The 16375-nt window shown below is 71.2% G+C and carries 15 protein-coding genes and 1 pseudogene; 3 read left to right on the top strand and 13 right to left on the bottom strand.

What is annotated here, in order from left to right; genetic code table 11:
- Nucleotides 1-95 precede the first annotated feature (95 nt).
- The 3 genes and pseudogenes from ABZV38_RS04015 to ABZV38_RS04005 all read right to left on the bottom strand — a co-directional run.
- Nucleotides 96-470 (bottom strand): annotated as a pseudogene (locus ABZV38_RS04015) (histidine phosphatase family protein); the annotation flags it as partial.
- Between the two features lie 48 nt (nt 471-518).
- The gene (locus ABZV38_RS04010; RefSeq protein WP_356324269.1) at nt 519-965 is read right to left on the bottom strand and encodes a GNAT family N-acetyltransferase; all 447 of its coding nucleotides are present in this window, start codon (nt 963-965) and stop codon (nt 519-521) included.
- Nucleotides 958-2439 (bottom strand): PLP-dependent aminotransferase family protein, encoded by a 1482-nt coding sequence (locus ABZV38_RS04005; protein WP_356324267.1) that lies wholly within the window; start codon nt 2437-2439, stop codon nt 958-960. The genes ABZV38_RS04010 and ABZV38_RS04005 overlap by 8 nt, the downstream gene beginning before the upstream one ends.
- On the opposite strand from ABZV38_RS04005, the gene ABZV38_RS04000 reads away from it, so the two are divergent.
- Nucleotides 2438-3355: a DMT family transporter gene (locus tag ABZV38_RS04000; protein WP_356324265.1), complete on the top strand. Its 918-nt coding sequence runs from the start codon at nt 2438-2440 to the stop codon at nt 3353-3355. The genes ABZV38_RS04005 and ABZV38_RS04000 overlap by 2 nt on opposite strands.
- 74 nt (nt 3356-3429) lie before the next feature.
- Nucleotides 3430-3642 carry a DUF1918 domain-containing protein gene (locus tag ABZV38_RS03995; RefSeq protein WP_356324263.1) on the top strand — a complete coding sequence of 71 codons (213 nt, stop codon included), beginning with the start codon at nt 3430-3432 and terminating at the stop codon, nt 3640-3642.
- A 65-nt stretch (nt 3643-3707) separates the two neighbouring features.
- On the opposite strand, the gene ABZV38_RS03990 is transcribed toward ABZV38_RS03995, so the two are convergent.
- Nucleotides 3708-5000, bottom strand: coding sequence for a family 10 glycosylhydrolase (locus ABZV38_RS03990; RefSeq protein ID WP_356324261.1), 1293 nt, complete (start codon nt 4998-5000; stop codon nt 3708-3710).
- A 190-nt stretch (nt 5001-5190) separates the two neighbouring features.
- Between ABZV38_RS03990 and ABZV38_RS03985 the strand changes: the two genes are divergently transcribed.
- Nucleotides 5191-6051: a 3-hydroxybutyryl-CoA dehydrogenase gene (locus tag ABZV38_RS03985; protein WP_356324258.1), complete on the top strand. Its 861-nt coding sequence runs from the start codon at nt 5191-5193 to the stop codon at nt 6049-6051.
- A 99-nt stretch (nt 6052-6150) separates the two neighbouring features.
- Here the strand turns inward: ABZV38_RS03985 and ABZV38_RS03980 are convergent, their stop codons facing one another.
- The 9 genes from ABZV38_RS03980 to infC all read right to left on the bottom strand — a co-directional run bounded on the left by ABZV38_RS03980 (nt 6151) and on the right by infC (nt 16137).
- On the bottom strand, nt 6151-6681 hold the full coding sequence (locus ABZV38_RS03980; protein WP_356324256.1) for an NUDIX domain-containing protein: 531 nt from the start codon (nt 6679-6681) through the stop codon (nt 6151-6153).
- A gap of 65 nt (nt 6682-6746) precedes the next feature.
- A complete protein-coding gene (locus ABZV38_RS03975) occupies nt 6747-8087 on the bottom strand; it encodes a transcriptional regulator (protein ID WP_356324255.1) in 1341 nt (446 codons plus the stop codon).
- Between the two features lie 483 nt (nt 8088-8570).
- Entirely contained in the window at nt 8571-11084 is a 2514-nt protein-coding gene (gene pheT / locus ABZV38_RS03970) for a phenylalanine--tRNA ligase subunit beta (protein ID WP_356324253.1), read from the bottom strand.
- Nucleotides 11084-12223 (bottom strand): phenylalanine--tRNA ligase subunit alpha, encoded by a 1140-nt coding sequence (gene pheS / locus ABZV38_RS03965; protein WP_356324251.1) that lies wholly within the window; start codon nt 12221-12223, stop codon nt 11084-11086. The genes pheT and pheS overlap by 1 nt, the downstream gene beginning before the upstream one ends.
- Before the next feature lie 146 nt (nt 12224-12369).
- Entirely contained in the window at nt 12370-13500 is a 1131-nt protein-coding gene (locus tag ABZV38_RS03960) for an ATP-binding protein (protein ID WP_356324249.1), read from the bottom strand.
- A 145-nt stretch (nt 13501-13645) separates the two neighbouring features.
- Nucleotides 13646-14488, bottom strand: coding sequence for an RNA methyltransferase (locus ABZV38_RS03955; protein ID WP_356324247.1), 843 nt, complete (start codon nt 14486-14488; stop codon nt 13646-13648).
- 133 nt (nt 14489-14621) lie between these two features.
- A complete protein-coding gene (gene rplT / locus ABZV38_RS03950) occupies nt 14622-15005 on the bottom strand; it encodes a 50S ribosomal protein L20 (protein ID WP_003970214.1) in 384 nt (127 codons plus the stop codon).
- 106 nt (nt 15006-15111) lie between these two features.
- Nucleotides 15112-15306, bottom strand: coding sequence for a 50S ribosomal protein L35 (gene rpmI, locus ABZV38_RS03945; protein WP_003970213.1), 195 nt, complete (start codon nt 15304-15306; stop codon nt 15112-15114).
- A 120-nt stretch (nt 15307-15426) separates the two neighbouring features.
- Nucleotides 15427-16137: a translation initiation factor IF-3 gene (gene infC / locus ABZV38_RS03940; RefSeq protein ID WP_356324245.1), complete on the bottom strand. Its 711-nt coding sequence runs from the start codon at nt 16135-16137 to the stop codon at nt 15427-15429.
- Between the last annotated feature and the right edge of the window lie 238 nt (nt 16138-16375).

Genomic DNA, 16375 nt, shown 5'->3' with positions numbered 1-16375 from the left:
AGGCATTTTCAGCCCGTGCCGCTAGCCGCAACGCGCTGACCAGCATCGATCCCCGACCTGACCCACCGAAACCCCGCCGAACTGTGGAAGCCGGGCCCTATCCGTGTGATGAATGCGAGCAGTGGTTCGCCGCCGTGCGGGGCGGAGCGCGGGTCGGCGAGCCAGGCATCCATCGCGGCCGGTTCACGGGCCGCCACCTCATGCAGGGTCAAGCCGCGCCAGCGGCCCATGTCGCAGTCGCGCAGGGCCGGTTGGGCCATGGGGGCGTAGCCGAGCGCCTCCCCGGTGGCGCGGCTGCGTGCCGTCGGTGAGCAGTAGCGCAGTTCGGCGGCGCCCAGGGGCACCAGGGCCTGCGCGGCGAGCTGCACCTCGTGCCAGCCGGCCTGGTCGAGCGGCCGGTCGTCGTCGAATCGCTCGGCGAGCAGAGAGGAGCTGCGCGCCGCGGCGACGAGCGAGACTCGAACACTCATGGCGGAGATCGTGGAGCGGAACGCCGCCCAGGTCAAGGGGGAGCCTCGTCAGACGGATCCGAGGGCGTCGAGCCGGAGGTACATCCACTTCTCGGGGTTCCGCAGCGGCTTGAACCCGACTCTCTCGTAGACCCCGTGGGCGTCGTCGGTGGCGAGCGTGAGCCTGCGGATGCCGGTCGGGGCGAGGTGGTCGCGCACGGCGGCGGCGAGCCGGGTGCCGAGACCGTGACCGCGGGCCGGCCGCTCGACGTACACATCACAGAGCCAGGCGAAGGTGGCATGGTCCGTCACCACCCGGGCATAGCCGACCTGCTCCCCCGAAGTGGTGTCGTACGCACCGAAGTTGAGCGATCCGGCGATGGCCAGGTCCTGCTTCTCGCGGGTACGGCCGAGGGCCCAGTAGGCGTCGGTGGAGAGCCAGTGGTGGATCCGGGCCGGGTCCAGCCGGGCCGGATCGGACGAGATCTCGTAACGCTGCCGGGGGATGTCAGTCATGTCCGGAGGATAGGTGGTGCGGGCCGGGGGCGGCGAAGAGCTTGTCGCAGGCGGCGCGCAGCCGCCGTACGCCCTCGGTGATCTCGCCCGCTCCGGCGACCGCGGCGAAGCTCAACCGCACCTGGGCGGACGGGGGTTCGGCGCAGTAGTAGGGACGGCCCGGTGCGATCGCGACGCCCGCGCACAGGGCTGCCGAGACGAGCGCCACTTCGTCCGGGCCGGTTTCGGCGTCGGGCAGCCGCAGCCAGAGACTGCCGCCGCCCGCGGGGACGTGCGGGAGCTGGAAGTCGGGCAGTTCCAGCCGCAGCGCGGCCGTCATGGCGGTCCGCCGGTTCTTCAACTCGGCCGATACGGACCGCAGATGGTGTCCCCAGGCCGGAGAGCCGACCAGTTCCAGAGCCGCTTCCTGGAGCGGGCGGGGGACGAAGAAGCTGTCGACGACCTGGAGGGCGCGCAGCCGTTCCAGTACCGGGCCACGGGCGGCCAGCGCTCCCACCCGCAGGCTGGGCGAGGTGACCTTGGTGAGGGAGCAGACATGCACGACGACGCCGTCGGGGTCGTCGGCTGCGAGGGGCGCCGGCAACGGGCCCGCGTCGTCGTGGACGAGCCGGCGGGCGAAGTCGTCCTCGACGACGAAGGCCCCCGCCTCGCGGGCGATCCGGACGACCTCGCCGCGCCGGCCCGGAGCGAGGACCGCACCGGTCGGGTTCTGGAAGAGCGGCTGGCACACGAAGACACGGGCGCCGGTGGCCCGGAAGGCGGCGGCGAGCAGTTCGGGTCGCACCCCGTCGGCGTCGACCGGCACCGGGACCGGCCGCAGTCCGGTGGCGCGGGCGGCCGCCAGCATGCCCGGGTAGGTGGGCGATTCGACGAGGACGGGGGCGCCGGGCGGGGCGAGGGCGCGCAGGGCGGTGGTCAGGGCGCTCTGGCCACCCGCGGTGATCAGCACATCGGCAGCGGTGAGCGAGGGCCCGATCTCGCGGGCGAACCAGGCGCGCAGTTCGGTGAGGCCGTCGGTGGGCGGGCGGCCCCAGGCGCCGGGGCGGCGGCCGGCCCGGGCGAGGGCGGCGGCGAGTGCCCGTTCGGGCTGGAGCGTGGGGTGGAGGTAGCCGCCGTTCAGTTCGATGACACCGGGCGGCGGTGCGGTGAGCGTGACCAGGACACCGGACGCGTCGACGGTACGCGGCACGGACTCGGGGCCCCCGTCACCGTTGAGGGAGATCTCCTGCCAGGAGGTGTCGCCGGGCGGGGGCACGTCGGTACGGGGCTGCGCCCGGAAGGCGCCGGAGCCGGGGCGGGTGACGACAAGCCCCTCGGCGGCGAGCTGCGCGATGGCCCGGGAGACGGTCACGGGGCTGACCCGGAAGCGCTCCACGAGGGCCCGACTCGACGGCAGCTTCCCACCGGGTGAGTAGCGGTTCAGCTCGCCACGGAGGGAACTGGCCAGCCCGGTGACGCTGTTACGCTCTTGCATGACAACACAGGATAGCGCTACCCACCCTGCATCGATAGCGATTGTCCCGCCGACCGGCAGGAGCGGCACTCTTCTCGCCGGGCTCGGCGTCGTCGCCTTCTCACTGACGTTTCCGTCCACCGTCTGGGGGCTGGAGAGCTTCGGACCCTGGTCGCTGGTGACCCTGCGCAGCCTGCTCGCCGCACTGATCGCGGGCGGCGTGCTCCTGGCCGGACGGGTCCCGGTGCCGGACCGCCGCCACTGGAGCGGGCTCGCGGTCGTCGCGGGCGGCGTGGTGGTGGGCTTCCCGCTACTGACGACGCTGGCCCTGCAGACCTCCACGTCGTCGCACGCGGCGGTCGTGGTGGGACTGCTGCCGCTGACCACGGCGGTGTTCTCGTCGCTGCGGACCGGGACGCGTCCGCCGCGTGCCTTCTGGATCGCGGCGCTGGCCGGGGCGGCCGTGGTCATTGCCTTCACCGTGCAGCAGAGCGGCGGCGCGCTGTCCGCGGGCGATCTGTATCTTTTCGGCGCGCTGCTGGTGTGCGCGGCGGGATACACGGAGGGTGGCAGGCTGGCGGCGGTGATGCCGGGGTGGCAGGTGATCGGCTGGGCGCTGATCCTCGCGGCGCCGCTGATGGTGGCGGGCGCGGCGGTCGCGCTCTCCTTCGAGCCGGTTCGGCCGACCGCCCACGGGATCATCGGCCTGGTGTGGGTGGCGGTGGGCTCCACCTTCGTCGGCCTCTACGTCTGGTACCGCGGCATGGCGGAGATCGGTGTTCCGCGGGCCAGTCAGCTTCAGCTCGCGCAGCCGCTGCTGACCCTGGTGTGGTCGTTCCTGCTGCTCGGCGAGGAGGTCTCGGCGGCCGCGCCATTGGCGGCGGTGGCCGTGCTGGTCTGCATCGCGGCCACCCAGCGGTCGGGGGCCCGGCGGTAGTCCGTCCGGTGCACGCGGGCGTCCGGTCATAGACTTGTCGACAAGGACCGCCACCCGTGAGGAGGTCACTCCCGATGGAGGCACACCCGGGCGACCGGCTGCTGACGCACGGCAGGACCGTGGGCCAGCCCGACAGGGTCGCAGAGATCGTCGAAGTGCTCGGTGACGGGGGCGCTCCCCCGTACCGCGTCCGCTCCGACGACGGACACGAACACCTGGTTTCACCAGGTCCTGACACCGTCGTCCAGCACACCGTGGTCCGGCACCGGGGCCCGGAGACCCCGTAGGGCCCCCGGGCGGACCATCCCCGACCGCAACCACAGCCAGGTGCGCTCCCCTCCGGCCCCTCGGGTCAGCGAGGAGGGCGCACCCTGTGTCGATAGTGGTCGGCGACCACGTGAGCCATCGTGCCGATCCGGTCGGTCACGACGTCCTTCCCGGAGAAGTAGACATGGCCGCGGACCCCGTCGTAGGCGGCGGCGAAATCGAGATGGCGGGAGAGCTCGGCAGGGTCCTGCCAGGCGGCGGGCTGGGCCGGGTCGCCGGCCTTGTAGAGCGCCTCGCCGACGAAGAGATCGACGCCGGTGCCCCGTACGACCTCGTCCCACCAGGGCAGCAGCTTGGCGTAGTCCGCGGCGGCGAAGCCGATGTTCCAGTAGACCTGCGGGCAGATGTAGTCGATCCAGCCCTTCTTGATCCAGCCGCGGGTGTCCGCGTGCAGATCGTCGTAGGTCTGCACACCTGCCCTGGTGTCCGAGCCCAGCGGGTCGGTCGCGACGTTGCGCCAGACTCCGAACGGGCTGATCCCGAAGCGGACGTTCTTGTTGATCTTCTTGATCCGCTCCGCCGTCTCGCGCACCAGCTTGTCGGTGTTGTCGCGGCGCCAGGCGGCCTTGTCCGGGAAGTCCGCGCCGTACTTCGCGTACGTGGCGTCGTCGTCGAAGACCTGTCCGGCGACCGGGTACGGGTAGAAGTAGTCGTCCCAGTGGACGGCGTCGATGTCGTAGCGGCGGACCGCGTCGAGCATCGCGTCCTGGACGAAGCGGCGGACCTCGGGCAGTCCGGGGTTGTAGTAGAGCTTCCCGCCGTACGGCAGGACCCAGTCGGGATGCAGACGTGCGGGGTGGGTGGGGATCAGCCGGGACGGGTCGGTGTGGTTGGCGACCCGGTACGGGTTGAACCAGGCGTGCAGTTCGAGGCCGCGCCGGTGCGCCTCGCGGACAGCGGTGCCCAGCGGGTCCCAGCCGGGGTCCTGGCCCTGGACCCCGGTGAGGTACTGGGCCCACGGCTCGTAGGGCGACGGCCAGAGCGCGTCGGCGGTCGGCCGCACCTGGAGGATCACGGCGTTCAGCCGCCGGTCGACTGCCTGGTCGAGGTAGGCGATCAGCTCGGCCTGCTGCTCCGCCGCCGTCAGGCCGGGCGCCGACGGCCAGTCGATGTTGGCGACGGTGGCGACCCACATGCCGCGCAGCTCGCGCCTGGCGGCGTGTGAGCGGGCCGCCTGGCCGGACGACGCACCTGGCCGGGCCGCCGGAACAGTCTGCGGTACGGCGACGGCCGCACCCGCCCCGGCCGTTCCGGCCACCACCCCCGCGACCACTCCGGCCGCACCCGCCACAAAGCCTCTTCGGGCGATTTGCCGCATTCCGTTGCCACCTACCGTCTCTGTGTCCTCGTCCGTCACCCTGGTATCCGGGCGTAACGCTGAGCATGCCCGCCCCGGCCCGTCATGACCCGTAGGCCGCGGAGTAACGTCGGGGGGTCGAGGCGCGACCCGGAATCAGACGGGTGTCCGCCGAACGGAGATCAGCGAAAGGCACGAGGTGACGGACTCTATGGCCGACATTGCACGCGTCGGAGTGGTGGGCTGTGGCCAGATGGGCGCAGGCATCGCGGAGGTGTGCGCCCGCAGCGGCCTCGAGGTCAAGGTGGCCGAGACCACCGGCGAGGCGCTGGAGATCGGTCGCACCCGGCTCCACAACTCCCTCTCCAAGGCCGCCGAACGCGGCAAGATCACTGAGGCGGAGCGCGACGAGACACTCGGCCGCCTCAGCTTCACCACCGACCTCGGCGAGTTCGCGGATCGCGATCTCGTCATCGAGGCCGTCGTGGAGAACGAGCAGGTCAAGACCGAGATCTTCCAGGTGCTCGACCAGGTGGTGACCCGGCGGGACGCGATCTTGGCCTCCAACACCTCGTCCATCCCGCTGGTGAAGCTGGCCGTGGCGACCTCCCGTCCGGACCAGGTCGTCGGCATCCACTTCTTCAACCCGGCCCCGGTGCAGAAGCTCGTCGAGCTGATCCCCGCGCTGACCACGTCCGACGAGACGGTCAAGCGGGCCGAGGCCCTGGTGCAGGACGTGCTCGGCAAGCACCCGATCCGCGCCCAGGACCGCTCCGGCTTCGTCGTCAACGCACTGCTGATCCCGTATCTGCTCTCCGCGATCCGGATGTTCGAGTCGGGCATCGCCAGCCGCGAGGACATCGACAACGGCATGGAGCTCGGCTGCGCCCACCCGATGGGCCCGCTGAAGCTCTCCGACCTGATCGGTCTGGACACCGTGGCCTCGGTCGCCGACTCGATGTACGCCGAGTTCAAGGAACCGCTGTACGCCGCTCCCCCGCTGCTCCAGCGGATGGTGGACGCGGGCCGGCTCGGCCGCAAGACGGGCTCGGGCTTCTACCCGTACTCCTGACCGCTGATGGGGCCGCACGGGGCCGGCCAGGGGTGCCCGGCCGGCCCCGCGTGCGTGGCTGTCACGGAGCCCGGGTCCCGTCCGAGCGGCGGTCCGGGCTCACCCCAGCCGTAAGTGATGGAGCATCATCAGCCCGGCCACCATGTTGGCGGCCGGGACCTCGCCCCGGGCGATCATGTCGGGCACCAGCTTGAGCGGTATCCACTCGCGCCGCGACGACTCGAAGTCGTCCTGCGGATGGCCCGTCCAGCTGGCCTCCTCCGCCCAGTAGAGGTGATGCCGGGCGTCGGTGAGTCCGTTCGACGGCTCCACCGTCAGCAGCGGCCGCAGCGGGCCGGGGCGCCAGCCGGTCTCCTCCTCCATCTCCCGGGCGGCCGCGGCGGCGATGTCCTCGCCGTCCTCGACGACGCCCGCGGCCAGTTCCCACCCCCAGCTGTCGGTGATGAACCGGTGCCGCCACAGCAGGAGTACCTCATTGGCCTCGTTGACGACGGTTGCCACGGCGACGGGTCGCAGCCGCACGAGGTAGTGGTCGAGGTGGCGGCCGTCGGGGAGTTCGACGTCCGCCAGATTGACCCGGAACCAGCGGTTTTCATACACCGTTTGTTCGTTCAGATTCGTCCACTGCACAGTTCTGCCACCTTCCGACACGTTGGTGGCAACATCGCAGCAGGAGCAGCCTCGGAGGGGAACGCTCAGAGCGGTACGCGCAGCGCCCCTTCGATGAGTTCGGCGGCCCGCTCCGCATCGGCGCAGCCGCTCGCGATCAGGTCCTTGCGCACCGCCCGCAGCCGGTCCCGGAGCCGCTGCGACTCCATCCCCCGGACCCGTTCCGCCATTTCGGCCGCCGTGCCGGCCGCCCGGTCCGCCTCCCCCTGCCGCAGCTCGATATGGGTCAGTATGGCCAGCCGGTGCACGCGGCCCCGGTCGTGCGCCGGGGTCCGTACCGCCGCGGCGGCGTGTTCCCGCGCCCCCGGCAGATCGCCGAGGCGGAGCAGCGCCTCGGCCACCTGCACATTGACCAGGCCCGGCTCGACGTACCCCGTCTCGTCGGGCTCGTGCCCGGGACGGATGTGCCCGGCCTCGGACTCGGCGCGCCGGATGCACTCCAGGGCGTTGTGGCCGTCGCCGAGATGGGCGTACGCCTTGGCCTGCATCGCGTACAGATCGGCGGCCAGCGCGGGTGTGACGTCCCGGCCCGCGGCCCGCAGCGCCGCTTCCGCGAACGCGACGGACTGCCGGTACTCCGCCAGGAACAGTGACTGGTTGACGAGCAGGGCGATCACATACCCGCCGAGCCCCCGGTCCCCGCTCGCCTTGGCCAGGCGCAGCGCCTGGTGGAAGTAGCGCTGGGCAAGACCGTGCGCGTCGGAGTCGTAGGCGCAGATGCCCGCGACGGCCACCAGCCCGCCGGTCGCCCGGTGCAGCTGGCGGCCCAGCGCATCGCTGTAGCCGCCGCGCAGCAGTGGGGCGGTCTCGGCGTTGAGGAAGCCGACGATGCGGGAACGGGTCGCGATGCCGCCTGCCCTGCGGTACATCAGTTCGTAGTGGGAACGGGCCGCACGCAGCATCGCTATGTCGGCCGGGAGGACGCGGGTCGTACCGGCACGGGAGACATCGGCGTCCTCCGGCGGGTTCTCCCACTCCCAGACGGGCATCACCGCCGTCGTGCCGGTGACGGCCGCCGAGGCGAGGACGTGCGGGCGCTGCTGTTCGTCGGAGCGCCACAGCGCGGTGGCCCGCTCGACGAACCCGGTGAGCGTGGAAGCCGGCACGGGTGAGCTGCCGCCGGGGCACGCCATGCCGATGTCGTCGAGCGAAACCGGCCGGTGGAGCCGGTCGCCGAGCACCTCACAGATCAGGTCGGGCACCCGGCCGCGCGGGCGCTGGCCCTTCAACCAGCGCGCCACGGCAGTGTGTTCGTACCGCAGGGACAGCCCTCGGGCGCACCCGGCCCGGTTGATGTGCGCGGCGAGGCCCGCCCGGGAGACGCCCGCCTCGTCGATCAGGGCCTCGAGCAGAATGTTGGGCTCCATTGCCCCTCCTCCGCCGGACACGCCTTGAGACGTGTCGCCCCAGTGGAGCACGTTTCACACGGGGTGTGAACGGAATGCCCGAACCGTCCCGCTGCGCACTCTGTTGCGCCGGGCCGCTGATCGGTTGAATCAGTCGCCTCGCAAGAGGCGGCCGGGTCGTCTGCTCCCCCTCGTACAGTCGACGACCCGCACCCGCGCCGTTCGCCCTGCCGACCTGCCCGACACTCCGTGGCAGCGCGGGCGGCGCCGGATCGCACGACCCACTGCCCACTGATCGGAGGGTGGCTGCGGGGCCGTACCGGAACCGGGTTCCCCCGGGCCGGGACGGGGCCCGCGTGCGGTCCCCCGCCGTTCTGCGAGCACAGAAGGAGGGGGCGTATCCGGCCACCGGATACGCCCCCTCCTCACCTCTTGCCGTCACGTCCGTCCGGCCCTCGCACCCCAAAGGGCGCGCGCACCTGCCGGCCGGTCACCGTCGGCGTACTACGCTCCGCGCAGCACCGCGCCGGTCTGCTCGGCGGCCAGGGCGACCGCCGCATCGCGGGCGGCCGTGGCCTCGTCGACGGTCAGCGTGCGGTCCGGGGCCCGGAACCGCAGCGCGTACGCCAGCGACTTCTTGCCCTCGCCGATCTGCTCGCCGGTGAAGACGTCGAACAGCCGCAGCGATTCGAGGAGTTCACCCGCGCCGGCACGCAGCGCCTGCTCCACCGCGGTGGCGGGCACGTCCTGCGCGACGATCAGCGCGACGTCCTGGGTCGCCACCGGGAAGGTGGAGATCCGCGGCGCCTGGAGCGCACCGTCGACGGCCTGCTCCAGGAGGTCGAGCTCGACCTCCATGGCGCAGGTCCGCTCCGGCAGATGGAGCTCCTTGACGACACGCGGGTGCAGCTCACCGGCGTGGCCGACGAGGGTCTCCTCGCCGGCCACCGTCACGAACAGCGCGGCGCAGCGGCCGGGGTGCCACGGCGCGTGCTGGTCACTGCGGACGGTCAGCTCGACGCCCGCCTCACGGGCGATCGCGCGGGCGGCCTCGATGGAGTCCGCCCAGTCGGCCGGGCGGCCCTTGCCCCACCAGCCGGCCTGCTCGCGGGCGCCCGCCAGGACGACCGCGGCGCGGCGCGGCTGACGCGGCAGTGCGGCATTGAGTCCGGCGATCTCGTCGTCGGTGGGACGGCGGTCGACGGGCAGCCGTACGGCCTTCGTCTCGTTGCCGGTCGGCCTGAAGACCAGACCGGTCTCGAAGAGCGCGAGGTCGTGGCTGCCGCGGCCGTCGTTGCGCCGCAGTGCGCCGAGCAGGCCCGGCAGCAGCGTGGTGCGCAGCGCAGGCTCCTCGTCGGAGAGCGGGTTGACGAGCTTGACCGTACGGCGGCGGGCGTCGTCGGCGTCGAGTCCGAGCTGGTCGAGCACGGCGTCGCCGATGAACGGGTAGTTCAGCGCCTCGACATAACCGGCTCCGGCGAGCGCCCGGCCGACCCTGCGGTACAGCCGCTGGCGGTCGGTGAGCCCGCGGCCGGACGGCGGCGTCGGCAGGGTGGACGGAAGGTTCTCGTACCCCTCCAGCCGGATGACCTCTTCGGCGAGATCGTTCGGCTCGCTCAGGTCGGGCCGCCAGGACGGCCCGGTGACGAGGAGCTCGTCCTGCCCGTAGACGTCGCAGCCGACCTGCTGGAGACGGCGTACGACGGTCTCGCGGCCGTAGACGACCCCGGCCACCCGGTCGGGGTGGTCCGCGGGCATCGCGATGGTGCGGGGCGCGGACGGGGTCGTGATCGCGGTGACACCGGCCTCGGCGGTGCCGCCGGCGAGCAGCACGAGCAGGTCGACGGTGCGCTGCGCGGCAGCGGCCGCGGCCTGCGGATCGATGCCGCGCTCGAAGCGCTTGGACGCCTCGGAGGACAGCTTGTGGCGGCGCGCGGTCCGGGCGATCGAGATCGCGTCGAAGTGCGCGGCCTCGATGACGACCTCGGTCGTGCTGTTCTCACCGTTCTGGACGTCGGCGATCTCCGTGTTGGCGCCGCCCATGACGCCCGCGAGGCCGATCGGCCCGCGGTTGTCGGTGATGACCAGGTCCTCGGCGTCGAGGACGCGGACCGTGCCGTCGAGCGTGGTGAGCTTTTCGCCCTGCTGGGCGCGGCGCACCCCGATCGGCCCGTCGACGCGGGTGCGGTCGTAGGCGTGCAGCGGCTGGCCGAGCTCCAGCATCACGTAGTTGGTGATGTCGACGGCGAGCGAGATGGGGCGCATCCCGGCCTTCTGCAGCCTGCGCTGCAGCCAGATCGGGGAGCGTGCCTCGGGCTCCAGACCGACGACGGTGCGCGCGGTGAACCTGTCGCAGCCGATCGGGTCGTCGACCTTCACCGGGTAGCCGAACGCATTCGGCGTGGGGACGTCCAGGAGCGCCGGGTCGCGCAGCGGCAGCCCGTACGCGATGGCGGTCTCGCGGGCCACGCCCCGCATGGAGAGGCAGTAGCCGCGGTCGGGTGTGACGGCGATGTCGAGGACCTCGTCGACGAGCTCGAGCAGCTCGATCGCGTCGGTGCCGACCTCGTGCTCCGGCGGCAGCACGATGATGCCGTGCGTACCGTCGTCGCCCATACCGAGCTCGTCGGTGGAGCAGATCATGCCGTGCGAGGTCCTGCCGTACGTCTTGCGTGCGGCGATCGCGAAGTCGCCGGGCAGCACGGCGCCCGGGAGGACCACGACGACCTTGTCGCCGACGGCGAAGTTACGGGCTCCGCAGACGATCTCCTGCGGCTCACCGGTGCCGTTGGCGGAGCCGACGTCGACGGTGCAGAAGCGGATGGGCTTCTTGAAGCCCTCCAGCTCCTCGATGGTCAGTACCTGTCCGACGACGAGGGGGCCCTTGAGGCCGGCGCCGATCTGCTCGACGGTCTCGACTTCGAGACCGACGGCGACGAGCTGGGCCTGTACGTCACGGCCGGTCTCCGTCGCCGGCAGGTCGACGTACTCCCGCAGCCAGGAAAGCGGGACGCGCATCAGATCTCCATCCCGAACGGCCGGGTGAACCGGACGTCACCCTCGACCATGTCTCGCATGTCTTCGACGTTGTGGCGGAACATCAGCATCCGCTCGATACCGAACCCGAAGGCGAATCCGCTGTACTTCTGGGGGTCGACACCGCAGGCGATGAGCACCTTGGGGTTGACCATGCCGCAGCCGCCGAGCTCGATCCAGCCCTCGCTGCCGCAGGTGCGGCAGGGGCGGTCCGGGTTGCCGACGGACTCGCCGCGGCAGACGTAGCAGACCATGTCCATCTCGGCGGACGGCTCGGTGAACGGGAAGAAGTTCGGCCGGAGCCGGGTCTTCATGTCCGGGCCGAAGAGCGCCTGGACCATGTGGTCGAGGGTGCCCTTGAGGTCGGCCATGGTGAGGCCCTCGTCGACGGCGAGCAGCTCGATCTGGTGGAAGACCGGGGTGTGCGTCGCGTCGAGCTCGTCGGTCCGGTAGACCCGGCCGGGGCAGACGACGTAGACGGGCGGCTCCCGGTCGAGCAGTGTGCGGGCCTGGACCGGCGAGGTGTGCGTGCGCAGCACGATGCCGGACTCGTCGCCCGTGGTCGGCTTCTCGTCGGGCGTCGTGCCCTGGACGAAGAAGGTGTCCTGCATCTGCCGGGCCGGGTGGTCGGGCACGAAGTTCAGGGCGTCGAAGTTGAACCACTCCGCCTCGACCTCGGGGCCCTCCGCGATCTCGTAGCCCATGGCCACGAAGACGTCCGCGACGCGCTCCATGATGGTCGTCAGCGGGTGGCGGGCGCCGGCCGGAGTGCGGTCGTACGGCAGCGTGACGTCCACCGCCTCCTCGACCAGCACACGGGTGTCCCGCTCGGCCTCCAGCTCCGTCTGACGGGCGGCGAGGGCCTTGCTCACGGCGCCGCGGGCCTGGCCCACGCGCTTGCCCGCCTCGGCCTTGGCCTGGGGCGGCAGGGCGCCGATCTCCCGGTTGGCGAGCGACAGGGGCGAGGTACCACCGGTGTGCGCGGTCTTCGCCTGGGCGAGCGCGTCGAGGTCGCCCGCGGCGGCGAAGGCGGCGAACGCCTCGTCCCGCATGCGCTCGATCTCTTCCGGTTTCAGTGCCTCGACCTCGACTGGGTCGTACGACTTGTTCGGTGCCGACATCTCTTCCCGTGCTTCCGATTGGCTGATACTGCTCTTACCGGGGGATACCCCGGACCCCCGTGGCCCCGCTCGACGACTGGAGGACACAAAGGTGCCAAGGGTCGAGTCTAAAGGGCCGCGAGGGATCGAAGAAGCCCGCGGGCTGCTCAGGCCAGGTAGGCCGGTGCCCCCACGGGCAGAATAAATCGGAACTCGGCGCCGCCGCCGGGGCCGCGGCCGACCGTGATCGTGCCGCCGTGCGCCTCCACGATGCCCTTGACGATGTAGAGGCCCAGGCCCGTCCCGCCACGCTTGCTCCCGCGCCAGAAGCGGGTGAAGACACGGCCCATCGACTCCTCGGGGATGCCGGGGCCTTCGTCGCTCACGGTGACGGCCGTTCCCTTCTCGTCGCTCGTCGCGGGTGCGACCTCAATGGTGACGGTTCCCTCGCCGTGGCGCACCGCGTTTTCCAGCAGGTTTCCCAGCACCTGGTCGACCTTGTCCGGGTCGGCCCATACCGTGGGCAGCGGCTGCCGGGTACGGACGAGGAAGCGGTCGGGGGCCAGACCGGTCGCGGTGAGGGCCTGGATGTGCCGTTCGACGGCGGCGGAGAGATCGACCGGCTGGCGGCGCAGCTCCAGGCGTCCCGAGTCGATCCGGGAGATGTCGAGCAGTTCGGCGATGAGCCGGGTGACGCGGTTGGCGTCGGCGTCGACGGTCTCCAGCATCAGCCGCTTCTGGTCGTCGGTGAACCGCTCCCACTTGGCGAGCAGGGTCGCGGTGAAGCCCTTGACGGAGGTCAGCGGGGAGCGCAGCTCATGGGCGACGGTCGCGATCAGTTCGGCGTGGCTGCGCTCGGTGCGGCGGCGGGCCTCGGTGCCGCGCAGGCTGATCACCAGCCGGCGTACGGGCCCGGTGGGGTGCTCGCGTACGTACCGGGCGGAGACCAGGACCTCACGACCGCCGGGGAGCAGCAGATTCCGCTCGGGCTGTCCGACCCGGGTGGCGAGGCCGCCGTACGGATCCGTCAGCGCCCACCAGCGGCGGCCCTTCAGGTCCTCCAGCGGCAGTGCGTGTTCCAGCGGGCGGCCGAGAGCGGCGGCCCGGGGGACGGCGGTGATCCGGGCGGCGGCGGAATTGAAGCAGATGACCCGGCCCGTCTCGTCGGCGATGACGAGGCCGTCGGGAAGGTCGTCGGGGTGGATGGCTCCGTCCGCGTCCGAGGCCGTGGTGACGGCCGCGGTGCTGTCCGCGCGGTCGATGTGCGACGCGCGCGGCCTGCTCATGCCGACTGCCATATTCCCGTACCCCACCTCTCGAACCGGTGCAGTGGGCCCCCGAGTTCGTCACCCTACTAGTCGTCGGTGACAGAGCGACACCCTGTGGGAGCGCACCGCTGCGATGCGCCGGGCGGCGGGGTACGGGCCGGGGAGTGCGGGGCGGTCAGCCGGTGGTGCGGCGGGGGCGCTGGGCGCGCGCCGAGGCGTACAGACAGACGGCCGCGGCGGTGGCGAGGTTGAGGCTCTCCGCCTTACCGTGGATCGGCACCCGTACGACGGCGTCGGCGAGCGCCCTGGTCTCCTCGGGCAGGCCCCAGGCCTCGTTGCCGAAGACCCAGGCCGTCGGCCCGCCCATGGTGCCCGCGTCGAGCTCGTCGTCGAGGTCGTCGTCGCCCGCGCCGTCGGCGGCGAGGATCCGTACACCCGCGTCCCGCAGCCCCTGCACGGCCTGTTCCACCGGTACACCGACGGCGACCGGCAGATGGAAGAGCGAACCGACGGACGCACGCACGGACTTGGGGTTGTACAGGTCCACGGAGGCGTCCGTGAGAACGACGGCGTCGGCGCCTGCGGCGTCGGCGCAGCGCAGCACCGTACCGGCGTTCCCGGGGTCGCGTACGTGGGCGAGGACGGCGACCAGGGTGGGCTTCGCCGCGAGGATGGACTCGAACGGCGAGTCGAGGAACCGGCAGACACCGATCAGGCCCTGTGGGGTGACGGTCTGCGACACATCGGCGAGCGTGTCGCCGTCGGCGAGGTGCACCCGGGCGCCGGCCGCGTGGGCGGCGTCGACGATGCCGGCGTACCGCTCGGCCGCCTCGACGGTGGCGAAGAGCTCCAGCAGCGTCGGCTGACCGTCGCTGCCGCGGTGCTCGGCGGCCTCGCGCACGGCCTGTGGCCCCTCGGCGATGAACCGTCGCTCCTTGCCGCGGAAGTTGCGCCTGGCAAGGCGCCGGGCGGCGGCGACACGCGGCGATCGCGGGGAGATCAGTTCGGGGGTGCCCATGGTCGGCGGCGGGCCTCTCTGCGTGCGGAGGTACGGATGAGGCGGAGGTACGGAACATGTCGTCCAACGCACCGGACCCGCAGACGGCGAGCGCCTGCGGGTCCGGCTCAAAAACCAAGAAGTGTGCCCTGGATCAGGCAGCCTTCGGGGCGTTGACATCGCTCGGGAGGGCCTTCTGGGCAACCTCGACGAGGGCGGCGAACGCGTTGGCGTCGTTGACCGCGAGCTCGGCCAGGATCTTGCGGTCCACCTCGATGTTGGCGGCCTTCAGACCCTGGATGAGGCGGTTGTACGTCATGCCGTTCTGGCGGGCAGCGGCGTTGATGCGCTGGATCCACAGCTGACGGAAGTCGCCCTTGCGCTTCTTGCGGTCGTTGTAGTTGTAGACCAGGGAGTGGGTGACCTGCTCCTTGGCCTTGCGGTACAGGCGCGAGCGCTGACCGCGGTAACCGCTGGCGGCCTCGAGGATTGCCCGGCGCTTCTTGTGGGCGTTGACTGCCCGCTTGACGCGTGCCACTTGTTAACTCCTTGTAGCGGGGCCGTGGTTGGACTCACACGGCCCGGAAACGAATTGGTCCCGGTGTGACAGAGGTCGCGCCCCCGGATTCACCGGAGGCCGGGCCTCACTTGCCGAGAAGCTTCTTGATCTTCTTGGCGTCGGCCGGAGCCACGACGACCGTGCCGGTCAGCGAGCGGGTCTTCTTGGACGACTTGTGCTCGAGCAGGTGGCGCTTGCCGGCCCTCTCGCGGAGCACCTTGCCGGAGCCGGTGATCTTGAAGCGCTTGCTGGCACCGCTGTGCGTCTTGTTCTTCGGCATCGCGCCGTTCTCTCCTCGTCAGTGGCGCCCCTCGCGGTGCGGGCACCGGACAACAGGGGCGTCAGATCTTGGTGGGAATTCCGGGGGGACCCGGGGCCGCCTGGATGGCGCCCCCTGAGGTCACGCCTCGGAAGATGTATCGGCCGAAGCCTCGGACTGCGCTTCGGCCGGGGCCTCGGCAGTCTCTTCCGCAGCCTCGGCGTCGGGGGTGTAACCCTGACGCTCCGCCTTGCGAGCGGCCTGGGCCTCACGGGCCTCGGCCATGGCTTCGGTCTTCTTCTTGTGCGGGCCCAGAACCATGATCATGTTCCGGCCGTCCTGCTTCGGGTTGGACTCGATGAAGCCGAGTTCCTCGACGTCCGAAGCGAGACGCTGGAGCAGTCGGAAGCCCAGCTCAGGGCGGGACTGCTCACGACCACGGAACATGATCGTGATCTTGACCTTGTCGCCCTGCTTGAGGAACCGAACGACGTGACCCTTCTTGGTGTCATAGTCGTGCGGGTCGATCTTCGGCCGGAGCTTCATCTCCTTGATGACCGTGTGCGCCTGGTTCTTGCGCGCCTCACGGGCCTTCATGGCCGACTCGTACTTGAACTTCCCGTAGTCCATGAGCTTGCACACGGGCGGACGGGCGGTCGCCGCCACCTCGACCAGGTCGAGGTCGTACTCCTGTGCGAGTTCCAGGGCCTTGGCAAGCGGAACAATCCCGACCTGCTCGCCGCTGGGACCGACAAGTCGCACCTCGGGAACGCGAATCCGGTCGTTGATGCGGGGCTCGGCGCTGATGGATCCTCCTCGGTAGCACCACGCGGCCGTCTGGCGGACAGCCACGTAACGTCTGTTTCGTGAGACCAACCGCACGAGTGCATCAAAAATGCCCCGGACGGGACACAGGCGGGGCTCCTGGAAAACCGGAACACCGCCGCGGTCAACCGCGGGGCGCATCGGGCGGCTCCATCGTCCGTACGGAACGATGGGCGCCACCTGACCGGTGACCTGCCGTCCCGGAGGATGGTCAGGTGGGAGATCGGAGCCTCCACTTGCGGGCCGAGCACATAGATGCCCAGCC

This window comes from Streptomyces sp. NPDC005181, assembly GCF_040608395.1.
Classification (GTDB): Bacteria; Actinomycetota; Actinomycetes; order Streptomycetales; family Streptomycetaceae; genus Streptomyces.
Note: the sequence above shows the minus strand (reverse complement) of the source record. Positions and strands in the feature narration are given on the sequence as shown.